Below are 17952 nucleotides of genomic sequence, written 5' to 3'. Positions count from 1 at the left end.
TAACACTTAAATTTCCTATATTTATGAAGGTTAGCCAAACCAGCTTAACTTTCATTGATGCTAGTAAAACAAACATTTCGGAGCTTCCAGCTGCTATTAATAGCTGTTGGTATTTTACTGATACAATCTTGTCAAACTTCTGACCCTGTTGATTTCAGTACTCAAGTAAAACCTATTCTTAACAACAAATGCATTACGTGCCATGGTGGTGTTAAGAAAAATGGTGGCTTTAGTCTGCTTTTCGAATCTGAAGCTTTTGCAGATACTAAATCTGGAAAACCGGCAATTATCCGTGGTGATGCATCTGGCAGTGAATTTATAAAACGCCTGCATGAGGATGACCCAGAACTTAGAATGCCTTATGAAAAGCCTAAACTATCTAAAGAAGAAATAGATTTACTTACAAATTGGGTTAATCAAGGTGCGAAATGGGGTGAACATTGGGCGTATTCCTTACCAGACAAAGTTGAAGTACCCGTATTTCCTTCAGAAGCTAGCTTTGCTCCCAATCCGAAAACAAACTTTTTACAAAATAGTATTGACAATTTTATATTAGCACGTTTAGAAAGTGAGCAGCTTACTCCTAATGAGCCGGCTGAGAAGAATATTTTAGCTAGAAGAGCAGCTTTGGATATTACTGGCCTACCGCCAAGTCTAAGTTTGATGAAGGCTTTTGAAAACGGAAGTATTAGCTATGAAAATTATATCGATAGTCTTCTAAATAAAAACACCTACGGAGAAAAATGGGCAACTTGGTGGTTAGATTTAGCTCGTTACGCAGACTCGAAAGGGTATGAAAAAGATATGGGACGTTCTATATGGCAATATAGAGATTGGGTAATTAAAGCATTCAATAAGGATATGCCGTATGACCAATTTACCATCGATCAATTGGCAGGTGACCTTTTGCCAGAGCCATCAATGGACCAATTAATAGCAACTGCATTTCATAGAAATACCATGAATAATGACGAAGGCGGCACCGATGATGAAGAATACCGGGTAGCTACAGTTATTGATCGAATTAATACAACATTTTCGGTATGGCAAAGTACTACCATGGAATGCGTACAATGTCACAGTCACCCATATGATCCTTTTACACACAAGGATTATTACAATTTAATGGCATTTTTTAATAACTCTAGAGATGAGGACACCCCAAGCGAATCTCCAGTTTTAAAATTTTACACGCCTAAGCAACAAAAAAAAGTTGATAATGTTCTTAATTGGGTCTCGCAATACGGAAATAAAAAATCCCTAAAAACCTATAAAGACTTTATTCAATTTACTGAACCCGTTTACAAATCACATTTTTTTAAAGAATTTGAGAATAGTGTTTATGATGATCATGCGTCGGTCGTATTTTGGGATGATGGTAATTTAATAGCGGAGAATGTATTTACAAACAAGGCAAATTATGTGTATTTAAATTATCGTTCACATTATAACGGTACTAAAATGATCATCCGTAAAAATAATGCAGAAGGTGAAATTTTAGCTGAATTTACAATTAACAAAACCACAGAAAATACTACGGCCCAATTTGCACTAAAAGAGATTTCAGAACAAACCAATCTCTATATTGAAACTCAAAATAATTCGGTAGCCAAAGAGGTAAATATTCTCAATTTATATTGGGTAGGGTTTATTGAAGATATGCCAGGAAAAAATGAATCTGGCTGGTCTAGCATTAATGCTGATTTCATAAATGTTCTAAACGCTACAACGGAGACTGTTCCTATTTTAGCTGAGAATCCGGAGTATATGAAACGAACTACTCAAGTTTTTGATAGAGGTAGTTTTATGACTAAAACGGACACCGTAGAACCAGGTACTCCCGAAACCTTAAATGACTACCAAAAAGAATGGCCAAAAAATCGATTAGGATTATCACATTGGATTGTAGATAAAAAAAACCCGCTTACAGCACGTACATTAGTCAATCGTGTGTGGCATCAAATTTACGGCCGCGGACTGGTATCAACCATTGAAGATATTGGTTCTCAATCGGATGCACCTTCACACCCGGCGCTTTTAGATTGGCTAGCCCTACGTTTTATGAATGAACATAACTGGAGCATAAAAACCTTGATTAAGGAAATTGTATTATCTGGTACATATAGACAAAATTCAAAAGGCACGCCAGAAATGTATACGCTAGATCCAGGAAATGAGTTGTATGCACGGGGACCTAGAATTCGCTTAGGAGCCGAAGCAATTCGTGATCAAGCCCTTGCTGTATCTGGAATTTTAAGCGACAAAATGTATGGCCCTGGCGTTATGCCGCCACAACCGGATGGCGTATGGCAAACAGTGTATAACGGCTCTCAGTGGGAAGAGAGCAAAGGCGAAGATCGCTACAGAAGAGGTGTTTACACCTATTTAAAACGCACAAGCCCCTACCCTTCATTTTTGACCTTCGACGCTGGCAGTAGAGAAGTTTGTACGATTAGAAGAACAGTGACCAATACGCCATTACAGGCATTAGTTACATTAAATGACCCTGTATTTTTAGAAGCAGCATATCAATTAGCAAAGAAAAATGAAGTAGCCGGGGATATAAAAGAAAGTATATCGGCTGCTTATGAAAAAGCGACTTACTCGAAAATTGAAACTAGTACTTTAGAAGCATTGTATGAGCTCTATGATAAGTCCTTAATTGCATTTAATGAAGACCCAAAAGGAACTAATCAATTTTTACATTTTGATGAAAAACCAACAGCAGAATTAAGTGCTTTAACAGTTGTTGCAAATGCAATTATGAACTTGGATGAATTTTTAACTAAGGGATAAAATATTTAAGCAGTGAAAGACCTTATTGATAAACTAATACAAGAAAAACTAGCTCGAGAAGCTGAGGCTAAAACACGCCGGCACTTTATTAAAAATTGTGCTCAAGGTATTGGTGGTCTTGCATTAAGTTCAATATTCGCTGGATGCGACCCGTTAACCACTTCACCAAAAAAAACACAAGCTGTATTTTCTGAACGCGATTTAAATCCCCTAGCTACTTTAGCACCACCCTATAGCTCAAAAGTTAAATCTGTTATTTATTTGCATATGGCCGGTGCACCTTCGCAATTGGAAATGTTCGATTATAAACCCGAACTTCATAAATTTGATGGTCAAGATTGCCCACAATCACTATTAGAAGGTAAGAAATTCGCTTTCATAAAAGGAACGCCTAAACTTATGGGTCCGCAAGCAAAATTCAAACAAGAAGGGGAGTCCGGTAATTGGGTTTCGGATTATATGCCGCATTTTAAAAAAGTAGTTGACGAAGTTGCTTTCCTTAAAGCCGTTCATACAGATCAGTTTAATCATGGACCTGCACAATTATTTATGCATACTGGTAGTGCACGACTTGGAAGACCTAGTATAGGGTCGTGGGCTACATACGGACTCGGTTCAGCAAATCAAAACTTGCCCGGTTTCGTGGTTTTAACTTCTGGTGGTAATACTCCAGATGCTGGTAAAAGTGTTTGGGGTAGTGGATTTTTACCTTCCGTTTATCAAGGAGTGCAATGCCGCTCTAAAGGAGACCCGGTACTTTATATCAAAGATCCGGATGGTGTTACACGTGATTTAAAAAAGAGCACAATCGATGCCATCAATAAAATAAATAAACAGGAGTATCTTAAATATGCGGATCCTGAAATTCTAGCTCGAATCAATCAATACGAAATGGCCTATCGCATGCAAATTGCAGTACCAGAGGTTATGAACATTAATAGCGAGCCAGAAAACATAAAGCAAATGTATGGAGTAGAACCTGGCAAAGAATCTTTTGCTAACAACTGTTTATTAGCAAGAAAACTAGTTGAAGATGGGGTGCGGTTTGTTCAACTTTTTGATTGGGGCTGGGATACTCATGGCAATATAAGATCCGGCTCAATAGATATGGGCCTACGAAATAAATGCCGCGAAATTGATCGGCCGATAACTTCGTTATTACTCGATTTAAAACAAAGAGGTTTGCTCGATGAAACTTTAGTAGTTTGGGGCGGAGAATTCGGCAGAACACCAATGCAAGAAAACCGAGGTAACAAAAAAATGGCTTATAAAGGTCGAGATCACCACGGTGATGCTTTCACGATGTGGATGGCCGGTGGCGGAATTAAAAAAGGAGCATGTCATGGAAAAACAGATGATATTGGATTCTCAGGTATTGAAGGTAAGGTTTCTGTTCATGATGTTCATGCTACTATTTTGCAACAATTAGGATTTGATCATGAACAATTTACCTATGAATTCCAAGGCAGAAATTTTAGATTAACAGATGTAGAAGGAGAAGTCATTAAAGAAATTTTAGCCTAGTTAATGGACGTTTTAAAACAACTTTTAGGCAGATTACATCCGCTATTAGTGCACTTACCCATCGGATTTTTAATCTTTGGATTACTATTACAATTCCTGGACCGTAAGAAAAAAGCATACACCCAACTTATTCCCGTTGCATATTTTTGGGGTGGTATAAGTGCCATAGCTGCGTGCATAACAGGTTACCTTCAATATTTAGGTGAAGGGTATGGATTTGACACTATTAAATGGCATTTATGGTCGGGTATCGCTACCGCATTATTTTCTTTTTTGATGTATTTTAAATTGAGTGGCGCGAAAAACTTTTCATTTTTAACCAAAGTGCCATTTATTATGCTCTCCACTATTTTCTTTATCCTAATTTCCTTTACGGGACACCAAGGAGGTAATATTACACATGGCAAAGATTATCTCGTTGAACCTTTACCAAATTCCGTAAAATCAGCTTTAGGAATTGGAACGTTTGAAGCAAAAGAAATAAATCTTTCTGAAGATAACTGGGAGACTGCTCTAATTTATGAAGATGTAATTCACCCCATTTTAAATAACAAATGTGTAAGCTGTCATAATCCTAAAAAAGCTAAAGGTGACTTACTGCTACATACCCCTGAAGATATTTTAAAAGGTGGTGAAAATGGTGAGATTATTAACGCTAAAAATGCTCCAGATAGCGATTTATTTGTCCGGATGAAACTCCCCATAGATAATGACGACCATATGCCACCCGAAGGCAAAACCCAACCTACAAAAGAAGAAATTAAACTTGTTGGCGCATGGATTGATGCAGGTAATCCTTTTGAAGGGACGATAAAAAATTCGGGATTAGACAAAGAATTATTCGCTTCGTTTTTTCCTAAAAAAGACGACAATGATTACCCTAATATTGAAATCACTTCGGCATCTCAAGACAGTATTTTAGCAATTGAAAAAACTAGAATCCATGTCGATTTAATCAGTAAATCTTCTAATTTTTTAAATGTATCATGTATTAATAAACCTGATTTTACCGATGCCGATTTCGAAAATTTATTATCCATAAAATCGAATATTGCAAGATTAGATTTGGGCAACACAAAGATTACTGATGCTATATTTAAAAAATTAGCACTACTTCCTAATTTGACAATTCTAAAATTAGATAACACCTCTATTAGCGGAAAAAACATTAAACACTTATCGTCTTTAAATCATGTAAAATCGATTAATCTTACTGCTACTAATTTTGAAAGTGAGTATCTATCTCAATTATCTGATTTTCCAAAACTGCAAAAAGTATATCTGCACAAAACAAAGGTAACTTCTCAAGATGTTAAGTCATTAAAAGATGGCCAGATTAGTATTGATTATGGCGGATATGAATTACCTACAATTCCTACTGACTCTATTATATATTAATTTGACAATATTTTATCTTGATTGATTTTATACTTTCTAAAACCAAAGAAAAAACATAGTTTAGAGCATCTTTATTATACTTTATGGAATTTAGCAAAAAAGCGGGCCTTTTTATTGGTCCAATTCTTTTTTTAATCATTCTCAATTTACCCTTCGATCTAGTATCTGAAAAAGGCGATGCAGTTATTGCCGTTGCCACGTGGATGGTTATTTGGTGGATAACTGAGGCAGTCTCTATTTCTGTTACCGCTTTATTGCCACTTTTATTGTTTCCTATTTTAAAAATTATGGATATAGGGGAAGTGGGTGCTAATTATGGCAGCCCCATTATTTTCCTGTTCTTTGGTGGTTTTGTCTTGGCGTTGGCATTAGAGAAAGTAAATCTTCATAAACGTATAGCTTTAAATATCATTAAGTTAACAGGCACAACCCCAAACAAAGTAGTACTTGGATTTATGATTGCCACGGCATTTTTAAGCATGTGGATAAGCAATACGGCAACCACTGTTGTAATGCTGCCAATTGCAATGTCCGTTATTAGCTTATTGGTAAATGATTCTGATGGATTTACCAAGAGCGACAAAAATTTCGCCCTTTGTGTAATGCTCGGTATTGCATTTTCTGCCAATGCAGGCGGCATTGCTACTGTTATTGGAACACCACCAAATTCAGTTATGATTGGTCTTCTGGAAAACGAATATAATATTGAAATCTCATTCTTAAAATGGATGGTTATTGGAGTGCCCTTTGCTACGGTTATGATTTGGATTAGCTATTTGGTATTGGTAAAATTGATGTTCCCAAACAAGCAACTAAAATTTAGCGCCTCTAAGGATGTAATTAATGACGAATTACACAAATTAGGACCTATGAGTGGTAAAGAAAAAATGGTGCTATCCATATTTGGTGTCACTGTTTTTTTCTGGATTTTCAGAACAGTAATTAATGATATTTTTCCAGATTTAAAACTAAACGATAGTATAATAAGTATTGCAGCGGCTATTACGATGTTCGCACTTCCTTATAATCTAAAAAAAGGAGATTTTATTATTCATTGGAAAGATACCCAAAAGCTTGCATGGGGTATTCTTATACTTTTCGGAGGTGGTTTAGCACTTGCTAAAGGAATGTCTGTAAGCGGCATTGTTGATCTAGTATCTAGTGCCATTGCAACAAGTAATATAAGTGTACTATTCACAGCCATTTTACTAATCACCTTAATGCTTTTTATGACCGAACTAATGAGTAATGTGGCACTTACTGCGGTATTAGCACCAGTTGTTGCAGGTATAGCGATTGGTTTAGAAATTCCGATATTATATTTATTAATACCCGTAACCATGGCTAGTAGTTGTGCGTTTATGCTGCCAATGGCAACACCACCAAACGCAATAGTATTTGCTAGTGGTTATATTAAAGTAAACGAAATGGCTCGTGTTGGTGTTGTCTTAAACTTTATTGCCATCGGTTTACTAATTTTAATGTTTCAATTTGTAGTTCCGTTTTTCTTCTAAACAAAAAAAGCCCCGACTAAAAGTCGAGGCTACTATAATTTAATATTGTTCGCTTTATTTATTTGAAAGCATTAAAACCTTTCGGTAAATTGTTTTTAGTATTGATGTCTAATACGATATCATCATTTATATTAATATAATTGATTCCTTCTATTCCCTTAGGATTGGCATATGCATCGAAATTTTGAGGTAGATTATTTTTAACCTCTAAATTTTCTAAATCTGCATCCTCTACATATTCAATCCAATTAAGGTTATAGTAGTATGCATATGGGTCAAAATTCTCAGGAAGATAATCGGCAGTATCAAAACCTAATACAATTACTTCCTCATCTTCTATATATTGAACTGAATCAATGTCAAAATCTTCAATTTCTTTTTCGATATTATTCGCGAAAGCACCTTGGATTAACAATCCAATAAATGCAAAACTTAATAGTATATTTCTTTTGTTCATAACACTTTAGGTTAATTTCTACTTCAGTATAACAATGCTTAAGTCGTAATATTGCACATACCTTAAAGCACATTAACTGTCAAAAACACCCAAATTACCAAATTCGTAATTTTGGCAACAAAACACTGATTATTTGATATTTTGGTAATTATATTCTTACGGAGGCATCACTTTTATAGCTTCATTTTTATCACAAAAAATAACACCATTCATCGAGTTATTTTATTGATTTTTAATGACTTATGCATTTCGTCGATATTCTTGCATTTTATCGGATGTAATTTTTAGTAATTAGACAATAGTATTAATACACTTAAAGATGTACAATCATCACTATTTTAGAAATAAAGTTATTTATATTAAAATATAAACTCCTCACCTCTTGTATAAAATTGAAATGGGTTCACCTTTCGGATGAACCCATTTCAAAACATAAATCAACTTTCGCCAATTAATTAATTCCAACCACCACCTAAGGCACGATAAACTCCTACTCTAGCAATTAATTGATTCTTTTTAGTCTCTACCAATTCTATTTTTGCCTCAAGAGCATCTCGTTGCGTTAATAAAACTTCCATATAATCTGCCCGAGCAGACTGAAAAAGCTTGTTTGAAATTTCTATAGACGCATTAAGTGCATCTACTTGTTCAATTTTTAAATCATAATTCAATTTAAGATTTTGAACATTTGACAGTTCATTAGCTACCTCTATATACGCATTCAGTATTGTCTTTTCATATTCATAAACGACTTGTAACTGCCTATCATTCGCACTATTATATTCAGCTTTAATAGCATTTCTATTTATTAGAGGACCTGCCACATCACCCGCTAAACTATACAACAAAGATTCTGGAGTTTCAGTCAAAAATTTTGGCTTAAAAGCTTCTAAACCTACACCAGCATTAATTCCAAATGAAGGATAAAAATTTGCTCGGGCCACTTTAACATCTAATTTAGCTGCTGCTAAGTCATACTCAACCTGCTTTATATCTGGCCTGTACTGTAATAGCTGAGCAGGAATACCCGAGAATACTGTATCTACTTCCTTCTCAATAAAAGCATTAGCATTACGATTTATTGAGACTGGTTGTCTACCTATTAAGAAATTAATCTTGTTTTCGGTTTCTACAATCTCTTGCTTTATCTCATAACGCTCACTCCTATTCTTATAAACCTCAGCTTCAAACCTTTTTACGGCTAATTCGGTGGCACGAGCTGCCTGTTTTTGAAGTTTTACAATTCTCAAAGCATTTTTCTGGATGTCAAGATTTTCTTCTATAATTGCCAACTGGTTATCTAGTGCAATAAGCTCGTAATATGCATCTGCAATTTCTGACACCAAATTAGTTACCATAAAATTTTTGCCTTCTTGCGTAGCGAGATATTCCATAACTGCCGCTTTCTTAGAATTTCGAAGTTTTTTCCAAACATCGAGTTCCCAGGAAGCAAATAAGCCCGTTGAATAATTAGTTAAAGGATCAGGAAATGCCTCTTCATCCAAATCTAACCCCTCTTCAACTGCTCCATTTCGAGTATACTCCCCTACCTTTTCTACTTCGGCTCCAGCTTTAAAATTCACAAAAGGCAAATACTCTCCTTTCCGTACTCGAATTTCATTTTTCACCATTGCTATCTGTTGTAGAACAATATTCAACTCTTGGTTTTTAACCAAAGCGATATCGATTAAATCTTTCAGTTCTGGATCAGAAAAGAAATCTGTCCATTTAACCGTTGCACTTGTGAGCGTATCTGTTATTTGATTACTATAGCTTTCGGGCATTATTACTTCAGCATCTCTAACTTCCCTTGTAGGTACACAAGAATGCATAATAACCACCAGAAGACTACATACGATGTATTTCTTATTATTTCTGAACATTTTATTCTTTTTTATTTTTCTTGCTTCTTGACATTAATTTTTGAAGACGCTCTCTAAGCACACTCACCTCTTTCTTCATCGCATTTTGTTCTGCGTAGGAACGAACGATTTCTTCAGAGACTGGCTCCGCAGTTTCATTTTTAATTAAGCCACGACCATCTGCTAACTTGGCAAATAGATAATAAAGACCAGGTATTGCTACAACACCTAAAATTGTACCTAAAAACATGCCACCCATGGCTGAGCCCCCAATAGTTCTATTACTAATTGCACCTGCACCAGATGCGAGAACTAAAGGAATTAAACCAGCTATAAAAGCAAATGAAGTCATTAAAATAGGCCTAAAACGCATTCGAGAACCCTCAATAGCCGCTTCTTTAATACTAGCGCCTTCACGTCTTTTTTGCACTGCAAACTCGACAATTAGTACTGCATTTTTACCTAATAAACCAACCAGCATTATCACTCCTATTTGAGCATAAACATCATTTGAAAGTCCCATTAACTTTAGCAGTAAAAATGAGCCAAATACTCCTGCTGGTAATGAAAGTATAACTGCTAATGGGAGTAAAAAACTTTCATATTGAGCAGCCAATACCAGATACACAAAAATTAATACTATAATAAAAATATAAATGGATTCATTACCTCTTCTAGATTCATCATAAGAAAGACCTTCCCATGCTATATCATATCCTCGAGGTAAGTTTTCAGCTGCTACTTCCTGAATAGCTTTAATAGCATCTCCACTAGTAAATCCTGGCGCAGGTAGCCCTCTTATTGCTGCAGAATTGTACAAATTATACCTCGTAATCTCATTAGGACCTAATGATTTTTCCATTGTCATAAAGGCTGAATATGGTACCATTTCGCCTTCTTCATTTTTAACAAACAATTTTGCTAAATCTGAAGGCATACCTCTATACTCGGGTGCCGCCTGGGTATATACTTTGAAAAATCTGCCAAAACGAATGAAACCTTGTTCATACGTACTACCAATTAGGATATTTAAATTCTCCATGGCCTTACCTATGGTCACCCCTTTTTGCATAGCAGCCTTATTGTTTATTTTTAATTTATACTGCGGATAATTGGCGGCAAAAAATGTAAACAAGCCTGATAATTCTTCGCGCTCATTTAAGGCTGCCATGAAATCATTATTAATGCGTTCAAACTCTTGATAATCCGTACCATTTGTTTTATCAAGCATACGCATTGCAAATCCACCCGAAGAACCAAAACCTGGTACAGCTGGCGGTTCAAAATATTCTATGATTGCCCCGAGGTCTTTGGTCTCTTCTTCTAACTCCTCCATTATTTCATGAACCGAATTATTTCTTTCAGACCAAGGTTTTAGATTAATTAAACAAGTACCAGCATTGGACCCTCTACCCTCAGTCATTATTTCATATCCAGCCAATGAAGAAACTGATTCAATACCTTCGGTCTCCTCACATATTTTCAATAGTTTTTTTGCTACTTCATTTGTTCGTTCGAGTGTAGCACCAGGTGGTGTTTGAATTATCGCGTAGATCATTCCTTGATCTTCATTTGGAATAAAACCGGCTGGTAAAACCTGATTGGTTAAGAAAATACCAGCACAGAATGCGATTAACATACCGAAAGTAATTATTCTTCGGGTTACTATTTTATCGAGTATTTTAATATACCGTCCTGTGATTTTTTCGAATCCATTGTTAAACCAATCTATAAATCGATTGATAGGTGTCTTTCTTCTTTCCTTACCATGATTGTTTTTTAACAACATTGCGCAAAGCACCGGTGTTAATGTTAATGCCACAATTGCAGAAATCACAATAGACCCTGCCATGGTAATACTAAATTGCCTATAAAAAACACCTACAGGACCCGTCATGAACGAAATAGGAATAAACACCGAAACCATAACTAATGTGATGGCAATAATTGCACCCCCAATTTCCTTTAAAACCTCAGCCGAGGCATTATAGGGTGTGAGATTTTCTTCTTCCATTTTAACATGGACGGCCTCCACCACCACAATCGCATTATCAACCACAATACCAATAGCAAGCACTAATGCGAATAGTGTAATCAAGTTTATGGATAGTCCAAACAGTTGCATTACAAAAAAGGCACCTATAAGCGATACAGGTACTGCTATTATCGGTATTAGTGTTGAACGCCAATCTCCCAAAAAGAGAAAAACTACTATCGCCACCAGTATAAATGCATCTCTAAGTGTATGCACAACTTGCTCTATAGAGGCATCTAAAAATGTAGACACATCATAACTAATCTTATAATCAATTCCGGGAGGCAAATCCGCTTCTAGCTCATCTAACTTAGCTTTTACTAAATCAATAACATCACTACCATTACTACCAAATGTTTGTTTTAAAACTATTGAAGCAGACGGATTACCATCGAGATTGGAATATATATCGAAAAACTCACTACCGAGTTCAACATCGGCTAAATCACCTAAGGTTAATATCTCACCTTCTTCATTAGCTTTTATAATTATGTCTTTATATTGTTGCGGCTCATTATATCTATCTTGGTATACCAACACATATTCAAGAGATTGTGCTTGTTTACCAGAACTTCGCCCTAATCGGCCTGGTCGAGCCAAAATACTTTGATCTTCCATAGCCTCAAGTATTTCTTCGGCTGAGACATTATATGCGCGCATACGATCTGGTTTTAACCAAACGCGCATTGCATATTTTCTACTACCTAGAATTTGAGCACTAGCTATACCATCTATTCGCTGAATTTCTGGTATTATCTTAGTGTATGCATAATTGTAAAGGAATTTCTCATCATTACTCTTATCCTCGCTAAACAAGTTCACGTACATTAACATACTCGGCTGAACGGGTGTTATAATTACACCTTCGCGCTGTACTAATTCAGGGAGTAGCGGCATCACTTGATCCACCCTAGTTTTTACACGTACTACGGCTTGGTTTGGATCCGTACCTGGTTCAAATATAATACGCAATGTGCCTTCACCTGCACTTGTTGCATCTGAGGCAATATACCGCATACCTTGTACTCCATTTATTGAAGTTTCAAGGGGAATTAGTGTCGATTTCACTAACACGTCTGAACTAGCACCAGGATAAGCAATAAAAATATTTACCGTAGTTGGCGCTATTTGAGGAAATTGTGATATCGGCAACTGTTTTATGGCCAACAATCCGACGAAAATGAGAACCACAGAAATAACTATAGCCAATACTGGCCTTTTAATGAATTTTTTAAACATCTTGTTGAAGTTTGAAGGTTTGAATTACTCTGCGTAAAGCGCTAAATGTGACAAAACCGACTGTGGTTTTTCAAACTTATAATCAATGTGCTCTCCGCTCTTGACCATTCTGATACCTTCCAATAATATTTTATCATTCTCAGCAAGACCTGATTCTACTGCAAAGAGATGTGGCAACTCTGCGCTTATTGTAATTTCTTTTTGCTGTACATTATTTTCGTCATCAACTACAAAAACAAACTTTTTATCTAATACCTCGAAAGTGGCTTTTTGTGGAATAAGTAATGCATTTTTTAATGGAACCGTAAGTATTACACTCCCTGTCTCGCCATGACGTAAAATACGATCCGGATTTGGAAACGTAGCTCTAAAAGCAATATTACCAGTCTCGTTATTAAACTCTCCTTCGATGGTCTCTACAATGCCAATCTGATTAAACAGCTTATTATTTGCCATTAATAGCTTTACCGATTCTTTACTATCTTTAGCAGTACTCGTAATATAATCTAGATACTCAGATTCTGGGACATTAAAGTACACCCACATTTTACTATTATCTGATAAACTAGTTAGCATTTCACCCTCATCTAAAAGACTTCCTTCTCTAACATGAAGATGATTCATTAAACCGTCGAAAGGTGCCGATATATTGGTAAAACCTAGGTGTGTTTTAGCCATTGTAACTTCAGCTTGTGCTTTTGCATATTCTGCCTTAGACATTGCCAATTCATTCTGTGATACAACATCACTATCTGCTAATAACTTTGTGTTTTTGTACTCAATTTCTGCAACATTAGCTTCGGCCTCCGCTTTAGATAACTCTGCCTGATACACGTTAGGCATAATTTGAAACATAGGCTGACCTTTTTTCACCAGTTGACCTTCATCAACAGATATTTTTTTCAAATATCCCTTTTCTAAGGCACGTACTTCTATATGCCGAATTGAATGTATTTGACAGACATAATCTTTAGTAATTACTGTATCTAATTTAATGGGACTAGAAACTAAATGCTTTATTGATTTATGTTCCTCTTTTTTATGGTGATTGCAACTAACAAATAACAAGTTTGCAACCAAGAATAATAATATTGGCTTCATTTGGATTGTAATTTAAATGTATTGGGATAATTAAAATTGAGCACAAGAAAGAATGAATTTCAATCTTATAGAACTCTAAAGTTTAAATGCAGGTATCTATAAAAATATAGAACCCTATCGCAATAAAATCACAATCTAAAAACCTGAAATTGAAGATATAGTTGGTTTGATACTTTGTTTTTAGGAGTATCAAATTGTTTTTCTGAAGTATATAAATCTAAAAGTGAAAAACTTAAAAAAGAAGTAAAATAGGCATGAGAAATAGCTCCATTTGCATCGGCATCAATAGCAGTTTCCTCTTCCTCTTTATCGAACTCAGCCATCTCTGCCAACAGCTCTAATGACCTTGTGTTGTGTACTTTTGCCTCTGTTTTAAAATATAGCGTTGATACGCTTGTATCAGAAGATGACAATTCAGTATTCGCCGTGGTAGAATCAACAGCCGCATAACCTTTAGCGGGTTGAAAACCAATTACTAACAAAAAGATTGTTAGCAGCATAAAATGCTTCTGCAACTTTAACATATGAAGCGCTAATTTATAGCGAATTACTTTTCTACTACAAATAAACGTGATAATTTTTTGTTAATGATATTTATCATACTTTTTATTCGAAAAAATAATAACTTCGCGAAAATTATTTCTTTTGCATCGATTTATCGCCATATTGCTACTTATAAGTTTTCATGCCCAGCCGGCTATGGTGCTTTCTGTTTGGGTTGATTATTGTGCAAACAATGATTATATAAAAGAAGTGCTTTGTATTAACAAAGAGAAGCCTAAATTAGAATGTAATGGCAAATGCTACCTTGCCACTATGCTTAAAAAGGAAACACAAAAAAAAGAATCTAAAGAAAAAGCAATCTTTAGTGAAGCAAATATTACACCGGTATTCTTTGTTTCATATCCTGAAATAGTTTTTAATTCTATTGAATCTCCTGAAACGGTTGAAGCTGTTATTTACACGAACAATTACAAATTACTTCTACTCACAAAAAGTGATAGACCTCCTATCCACGCTTAACTTCTTCAAATTATCAGCATCTAGCTGAATATCATCCAAATACTTTTAAAATTTAAAACAATCATTACAGATGAATAGAGGCGTAGTGCTTCATTGCATCTATATATAAAATACTTTAAAATGAAAATCATAAATATTCTTGCATGCCTATTATTTTGTGGCGCAATTCTTTCTTGCTCAAATGATGACAATACTGTTGAATCTTTAGACGGGCAAACTGGTGATGTAGTTATAAAATTCGATAATGGTGTTGGTGACCAAGATTTCATCTTTGATGTTTCTTACGACAAATCATCAAGTGAATTTTATAAAGTTACATCACTAAAATATTTAGTAAGTAATATTGAATTAACTGAAGCCGATGGAACCACTTTTATGTACCCAGTAGACCAAAATGCTTTCATCATTGATGAGGCTGATGCTAATAATGCAGGCGAAATATGGGTTACTTTAACCGATGTACCTGCTGCCGATTATACTAAAATTTCATTTGGTGTTGGTATTGACCAAGAACGATATGCAAAAGGTGCAGACGGCCAAGGAGATTTAATGGCTGTGGCTCAAGAAAAAGAAATGTTATGGTCATGGGCAACTGGATTCCGTTTTATTCGATTAGACGGTGTATACTCTGACGGCACAGTAACCGACGAAGCACTAAACATTCACATGGGTAGTGTAGGCACGAGTTTAGATAACTACCGCGAGGTAAACCTAGATATGCCTAACACTATTCTAATACGAGAAACTTCAACGCCAGAAGTGCACATCAAAGCTGATATTGCAAAAGTTTTTGATGGTCAAACTTCAGTTGTATTATCTGATGGTTACAGCCAAGTACATACCGATGAAGCTACCACTCCAGTAATTGCCAATAACATCCAAGGAATGTTTATGGTACATCATGTACACAACGAATAGTTTATAAATTAAGTGCCGTAGTATAAAACACTGCGGCATTTTATATCATTTATACTATGGATAATAAAATCTATTTAGCTATTAGCTGTATGATTTTTTTATGGAGTTGTGATACTGACACTCCAGAAATAAGTTATACGCCAATATATTTACAAGTTGAGCAACCCGATAATTTTCCGGAAGTAAAATATGCCCTAGAAAATAATCCGGTTACACAAGCAGGTTTCGATTTAGGTAAAAAATTATTTTATGAAGGAAAACTTTCATCCAACAATGCAATTCCCTGTGCTTTTTGCCACGAACAAGCTTTTGCCTTTACACATCATGGTCATACGTTAAGCCATGGTGTTAATGGTGGCATCGGATTTCGAAATTCACCACCAATTCAGAATCTAGCTTATTTTTCCGATTTTATGTGGGATGGTGCTGCTTCTCATTTAGATTTACAGCCCATTATTCCAATAACTAGCGAATTAGAAATGGATGAAACGCTTTCTAATATCGTAGTCAAACTAAAAGAAGATCCTTACTATCTATCTCAATTTCCATTGGCTTTTGAAGACGGCAATATTAATAGCGAAAATATTCTTAAAGCATTATCACAATTTATGTTGATGATGGTCTCTTCGAATTCAAAATATGATAAATATGTACGAAACGAAGAAGGTGTTACATTTACAGAAAATGAACTTTTAGGGCAAAGTGTTTTTCAAGAAAAATGCATTTCTTGTCATGCAACAGATTTATTTACGGACCAAAGTTACCGAAATACTGGTTTACCTATAAATCCAAAATTAGAAGATAAAGGTCGGTTCAATGTACTTGAGAATCCTGATGATTTATATAAATTTAAGGTGCCTAGTTTACGTAATATCGAAAGAACCTTTCCGTATATGCATGATGGCAGGTTTGCCACTTTAGAAGCAGTTTTAAATTTTTATGACAGTGGTATGGTAGACAATGGCAATATTGATGAAAGTTTATTAAGAGCTGACGGAAGTTTTGGTATTTCTCTTTCCGAAAATGAAAAAGTACAGCTTATTGCATTTTTAAAAACATTTACCGACGACGAATTTTTAAACGATACACGATTTGCAGAATATTAAAACCTCAATAAGCATATTTATACTTTTAGCAGTAAGCTATACTTGTGTTGCAACTGAACCAACACCCTGCAATCACAATCACGAAATGATTGAATTAAAACCATTTTGCGATTTATGCGGATGCGCAACAAGCAGCGGGAGTTCTGGATTTGGCACACTTTCTAATTCCAATTTTATTGGATTACGATACACGCACCAAAGTTTTGATTCGAGAGATGGAATTTTCACAAACTCACCAAGTAGTCATGAATATTTGAACACCTATCAGCTTTGGGCACAAATACCATTATCTCAAAAATTTTATGCTACTGCAAGCTTACCATTTCAAGATTTAAATAGAACATTTGATAGTGGAGCTGCAGACGAAGCCTTAAATGGAATAGGCGATGCTAGTGTTGTCGGGTGGTTTAAATGGCAATTTTATAAGAAGGAAACCAACGACTCTATACCATACCCCGTTACAAAACCACTCTCTAAGCACTCCATACAAATTGGAATAGGCGCAAAATTACCTACTGGCGAATTTGAAGAAAGACTAACAGATCGCGTTAATCCCGGATTCCAAGTAGGCACTGGAAGTCTCGATGGTATTTTCTCATTAGGTTATAATTATGGTGGAGAAAAAATAGGCTTTAGTTCAATTTTTACATATTACCTAAAAGGTGAAAATAAAAATGATTACCGTTATGGAAATCAGTTTAACTATTCGGGTAATGCCTATTTTAGAATACCGTTTACGCGCTCAGCGCTAATGCCATTTATTGGTTTTTCAGGGGATATTTATGAAGAAATAGAACAATATGGTGAAGCTCAAATAGATACCGACGGTCGCATTTTAAATGGAACTTTTGGAGCCGAATATGCAATAGGCAAATTCATTTTAGGTGCAAATGCTGCCATACCAATTTCTCAAGATTTATTTGGTGGCAATGTAAATGCAAACAAGCGCTATGGCTTATATGTCAATTTTGCTTTGTGA

General features: G+C 35.4%; 13 protein-coding genes. 8 read left to right on the top strand and 5 right to left on the bottom strand.

All coding sequences use genetic code 11. The features are described 5' to 3' along the window. The first annotated feature begins 57 nt into the window (after positions 1-57). The 4 genes from UH7x_RS10095 (at position 58) to UH7x_RS10080 (ending at position 7232) form a co-directional block, all read left to right on the top strand. On the top strand, positions 58-2796 hold the full coding sequence (locus UH7x_RS10095) for a PSD1 and planctomycete cytochrome C domain-containing protein (protein ID WP_482359814.1): 2739 nt from the start codon (positions 58-60) through the stop codon (positions 2794-2796). Between the two features lie 12 nt (positions 2797-2808). After that, positions 2809-4320, top strand: a complete 1512-nt coding sequence (locus UH7x_RS10090; RefSeq protein ID WP_482359813.1) for a DUF1501 domain-containing protein — start codon at positions 2809-2811, stop codon at positions 4318-4320. 3 nt (positions 4321-4323) lie between these two features. Further along, on the top strand, positions 4324-5718 hold the full coding sequence (locus tag UH7x_RS10085; RefSeq protein WP_482359812.1) for a c-type cytochrome domain-containing protein: 1395 nt from the start codon (positions 4324-4326) through the stop codon (positions 5716-5718). A gap of 83 nt (positions 5719-5801) precedes the next feature. Continuing rightward, entirely contained in the window at positions 5802-7232 is a 1431-nt protein-coding gene (locus tag UH7x_RS10080) for an SLC13 family permease (protein WP_482359811.1), read from the top strand. Positions 7233-7290: 58 nt separating this feature from the next. Here UH7x_RS10080 and UH7x_RS10075 read toward each other — a convergent pair whose 3' ends face one another. The 5 genes from UH7x_RS10075 to UH7x_RS10055 all read right to left on the bottom strand — a co-directional run bounded on the left by UH7x_RS10075 (position 7291) and on the right by UH7x_RS10055 (position 14450). Then, on the bottom strand, positions 7291-7689 hold the full coding sequence (locus UH7x_RS10075) for a hypothetical protein (protein ID WP_482359810.1): 399 nt from the start codon (positions 7687-7689) through the stop codon (positions 7291-7293). A gap of 455 nt (positions 7690-8144) precedes the next feature. Continuing rightward, the gene (locus UH7x_RS10070) at positions 8145-9572 is read right to left on the bottom strand and encodes a TolC family protein (RefSeq protein ID WP_482359809.1); all 1428 of its coding nucleotides are present in this window, start codon (positions 9570-9572) and stop codon (positions 8145-8147) included. A gap of 1 nt (position 9573) precedes the next feature. Then, entirely contained in the window at positions 9574-12825 is a 3252-nt protein-coding gene (locus UH7x_RS10065) for an efflux RND transporter permease subunit (RefSeq protein ID WP_482359808.1), read from the bottom strand. Positions 12826-12849: 24 nt separating this feature from the next. Beyond that, on the bottom strand, positions 12850-13926 hold the full coding sequence (locus tag UH7x_RS10060) for an efflux RND transporter periplasmic adaptor subunit (RefSeq protein WP_482359807.1): 1077 nt from the start codon (positions 13924-13926) through the stop codon (positions 12850-12852). Between the two features lie 128 nt (positions 13927-14054). Further along, the gene (locus UH7x_RS10055; protein WP_482359806.1) at positions 14055-14450 is read right to left on the bottom strand and encodes a hypothetical protein; all 396 of its coding nucleotides are present in this window, start codon (positions 14448-14450) and stop codon (positions 14055-14057) included. A gap of 121 nt (positions 14451-14571) precedes the next feature. Here UH7x_RS10055 and UH7x_RS10050 point away from each other — a divergent pair, with 121 nt between their 5' ends. The 4 genes from UH7x_RS10050 (at position 14572) to UH7x_RS10035 (ending at position 17952) form a co-directional block, all read left to right on the top strand. Further along, a complete protein-coding gene (locus UH7x_RS10050; protein ID WP_482359805.1) occupies positions 14572-14949 on the top strand; it encodes a hypothetical protein in 378 nt (125 codons plus the stop codon). 120 nt (positions 14950-15069) lie between these two features. Next, entirely contained in the window at positions 15070-15867 is a 798-nt protein-coding gene (locus tag UH7x_RS10045; RefSeq protein WP_482359804.1) for an MbnP family protein, read from the top strand. A gap of 56 nt (positions 15868-15923) precedes the next feature. Next, positions 15924-16973 carry a cytochrome-c peroxidase gene (locus UH7x_RS10040; protein WP_482359803.1) on the top strand — a complete coding sequence of 350 codons (1050 nt, stop codon included), beginning with the start codon at positions 15924-15926 and terminating at the stop codon, positions 16971-16973. Beyond that, complete coding sequence (locus UH7x_RS10035; protein WP_482359802.1) at positions 16960-17952, top strand: transporter family protein; 993 nt, start codon at positions 16960-16962, stop codon at positions 17950-17952. The genes UH7x_RS10040 and UH7x_RS10035 overlap by 14 nt, the downstream gene beginning before the upstream one ends.

The sequence above is a fragment of the Aurantibacter sp. UH7 genome (assembly GCF_056839165.1).
Note: the sequence above shows the minus strand (reverse complement) of the source record. Positions and strands in the feature narration are given on the sequence as shown.

Excerpts from the sequence above, each read along its gene's own strand:
- UH7x_RS10060 (WP_482359807.1), bottom strand. The coding sequence starts at position 13,926 with ATGAAGCCAATATTATTATTCTTGGTTGCAAACTTGTTATTTGTTAGT.
- UH7x_RS10070 (WP_482359809.1), bottom strand. The coding sequence starts at position 9,572 with ATGTTCAGAAATAATAAGAAATACATCGTATGTAGTCTTCTGGTGGTT.
- UH7x_RS10075 (WP_482359810.1), bottom strand. The coding sequence starts at position 7,689 with ATGAACAAAAGAAATATACTATTAAGTTTTGCATTTATTGGATTGTTA.
- UH7x_RS10040 (WP_482359803.1), top strand. The coding sequence starts at position 15,924 with ATGGATAATAAAATCTATTTAGCTATTAGCTGTATGATTTTTTTATGG.
- UH7x_RS10055 (WP_482359806.1), bottom strand. The coding sequence starts at position 14,450 with ATGTTAAAGTTGCAGAAGCATTTTATGCTGCTAACAATCTTTTTGTTA.
- UH7x_RS10080 (WP_482359811.1), top strand. The coding sequence starts at position 5,802 with ATGGAATTTAGCAAAAAAGCGGGCCTTTTTATTGGTCCAATTCTTTTT.
- UH7x_RS10045 (WP_482359804.1), top strand. The coding sequence starts at position 15,070 with ATGAAAATCATAAATATTCTTGCATGCCTATTATTTTGTGGCGCAATT.
- UH7x_RS10065 (WP_482359808.1), bottom strand. The coding sequence starts at position 12,825 with ATGTTTAAAAAATTCATTAAAAGGCCAGTATTGGCTATAGTTATTTCT.
- UH7x_RS10095 (WP_482359814.1), top strand. The coding sequence starts at position 58 with ATGCTAGTAAAACAAACATTTCGGAGCTTCCAGCTGCTATTAATAGCT.
- UH7x_RS10085 (WP_482359812.1), top strand. The coding sequence starts at position 4,324 with ATGGACGTTTTAAAACAACTTTTAGGCAGATTACATCCGCTATTAGTG.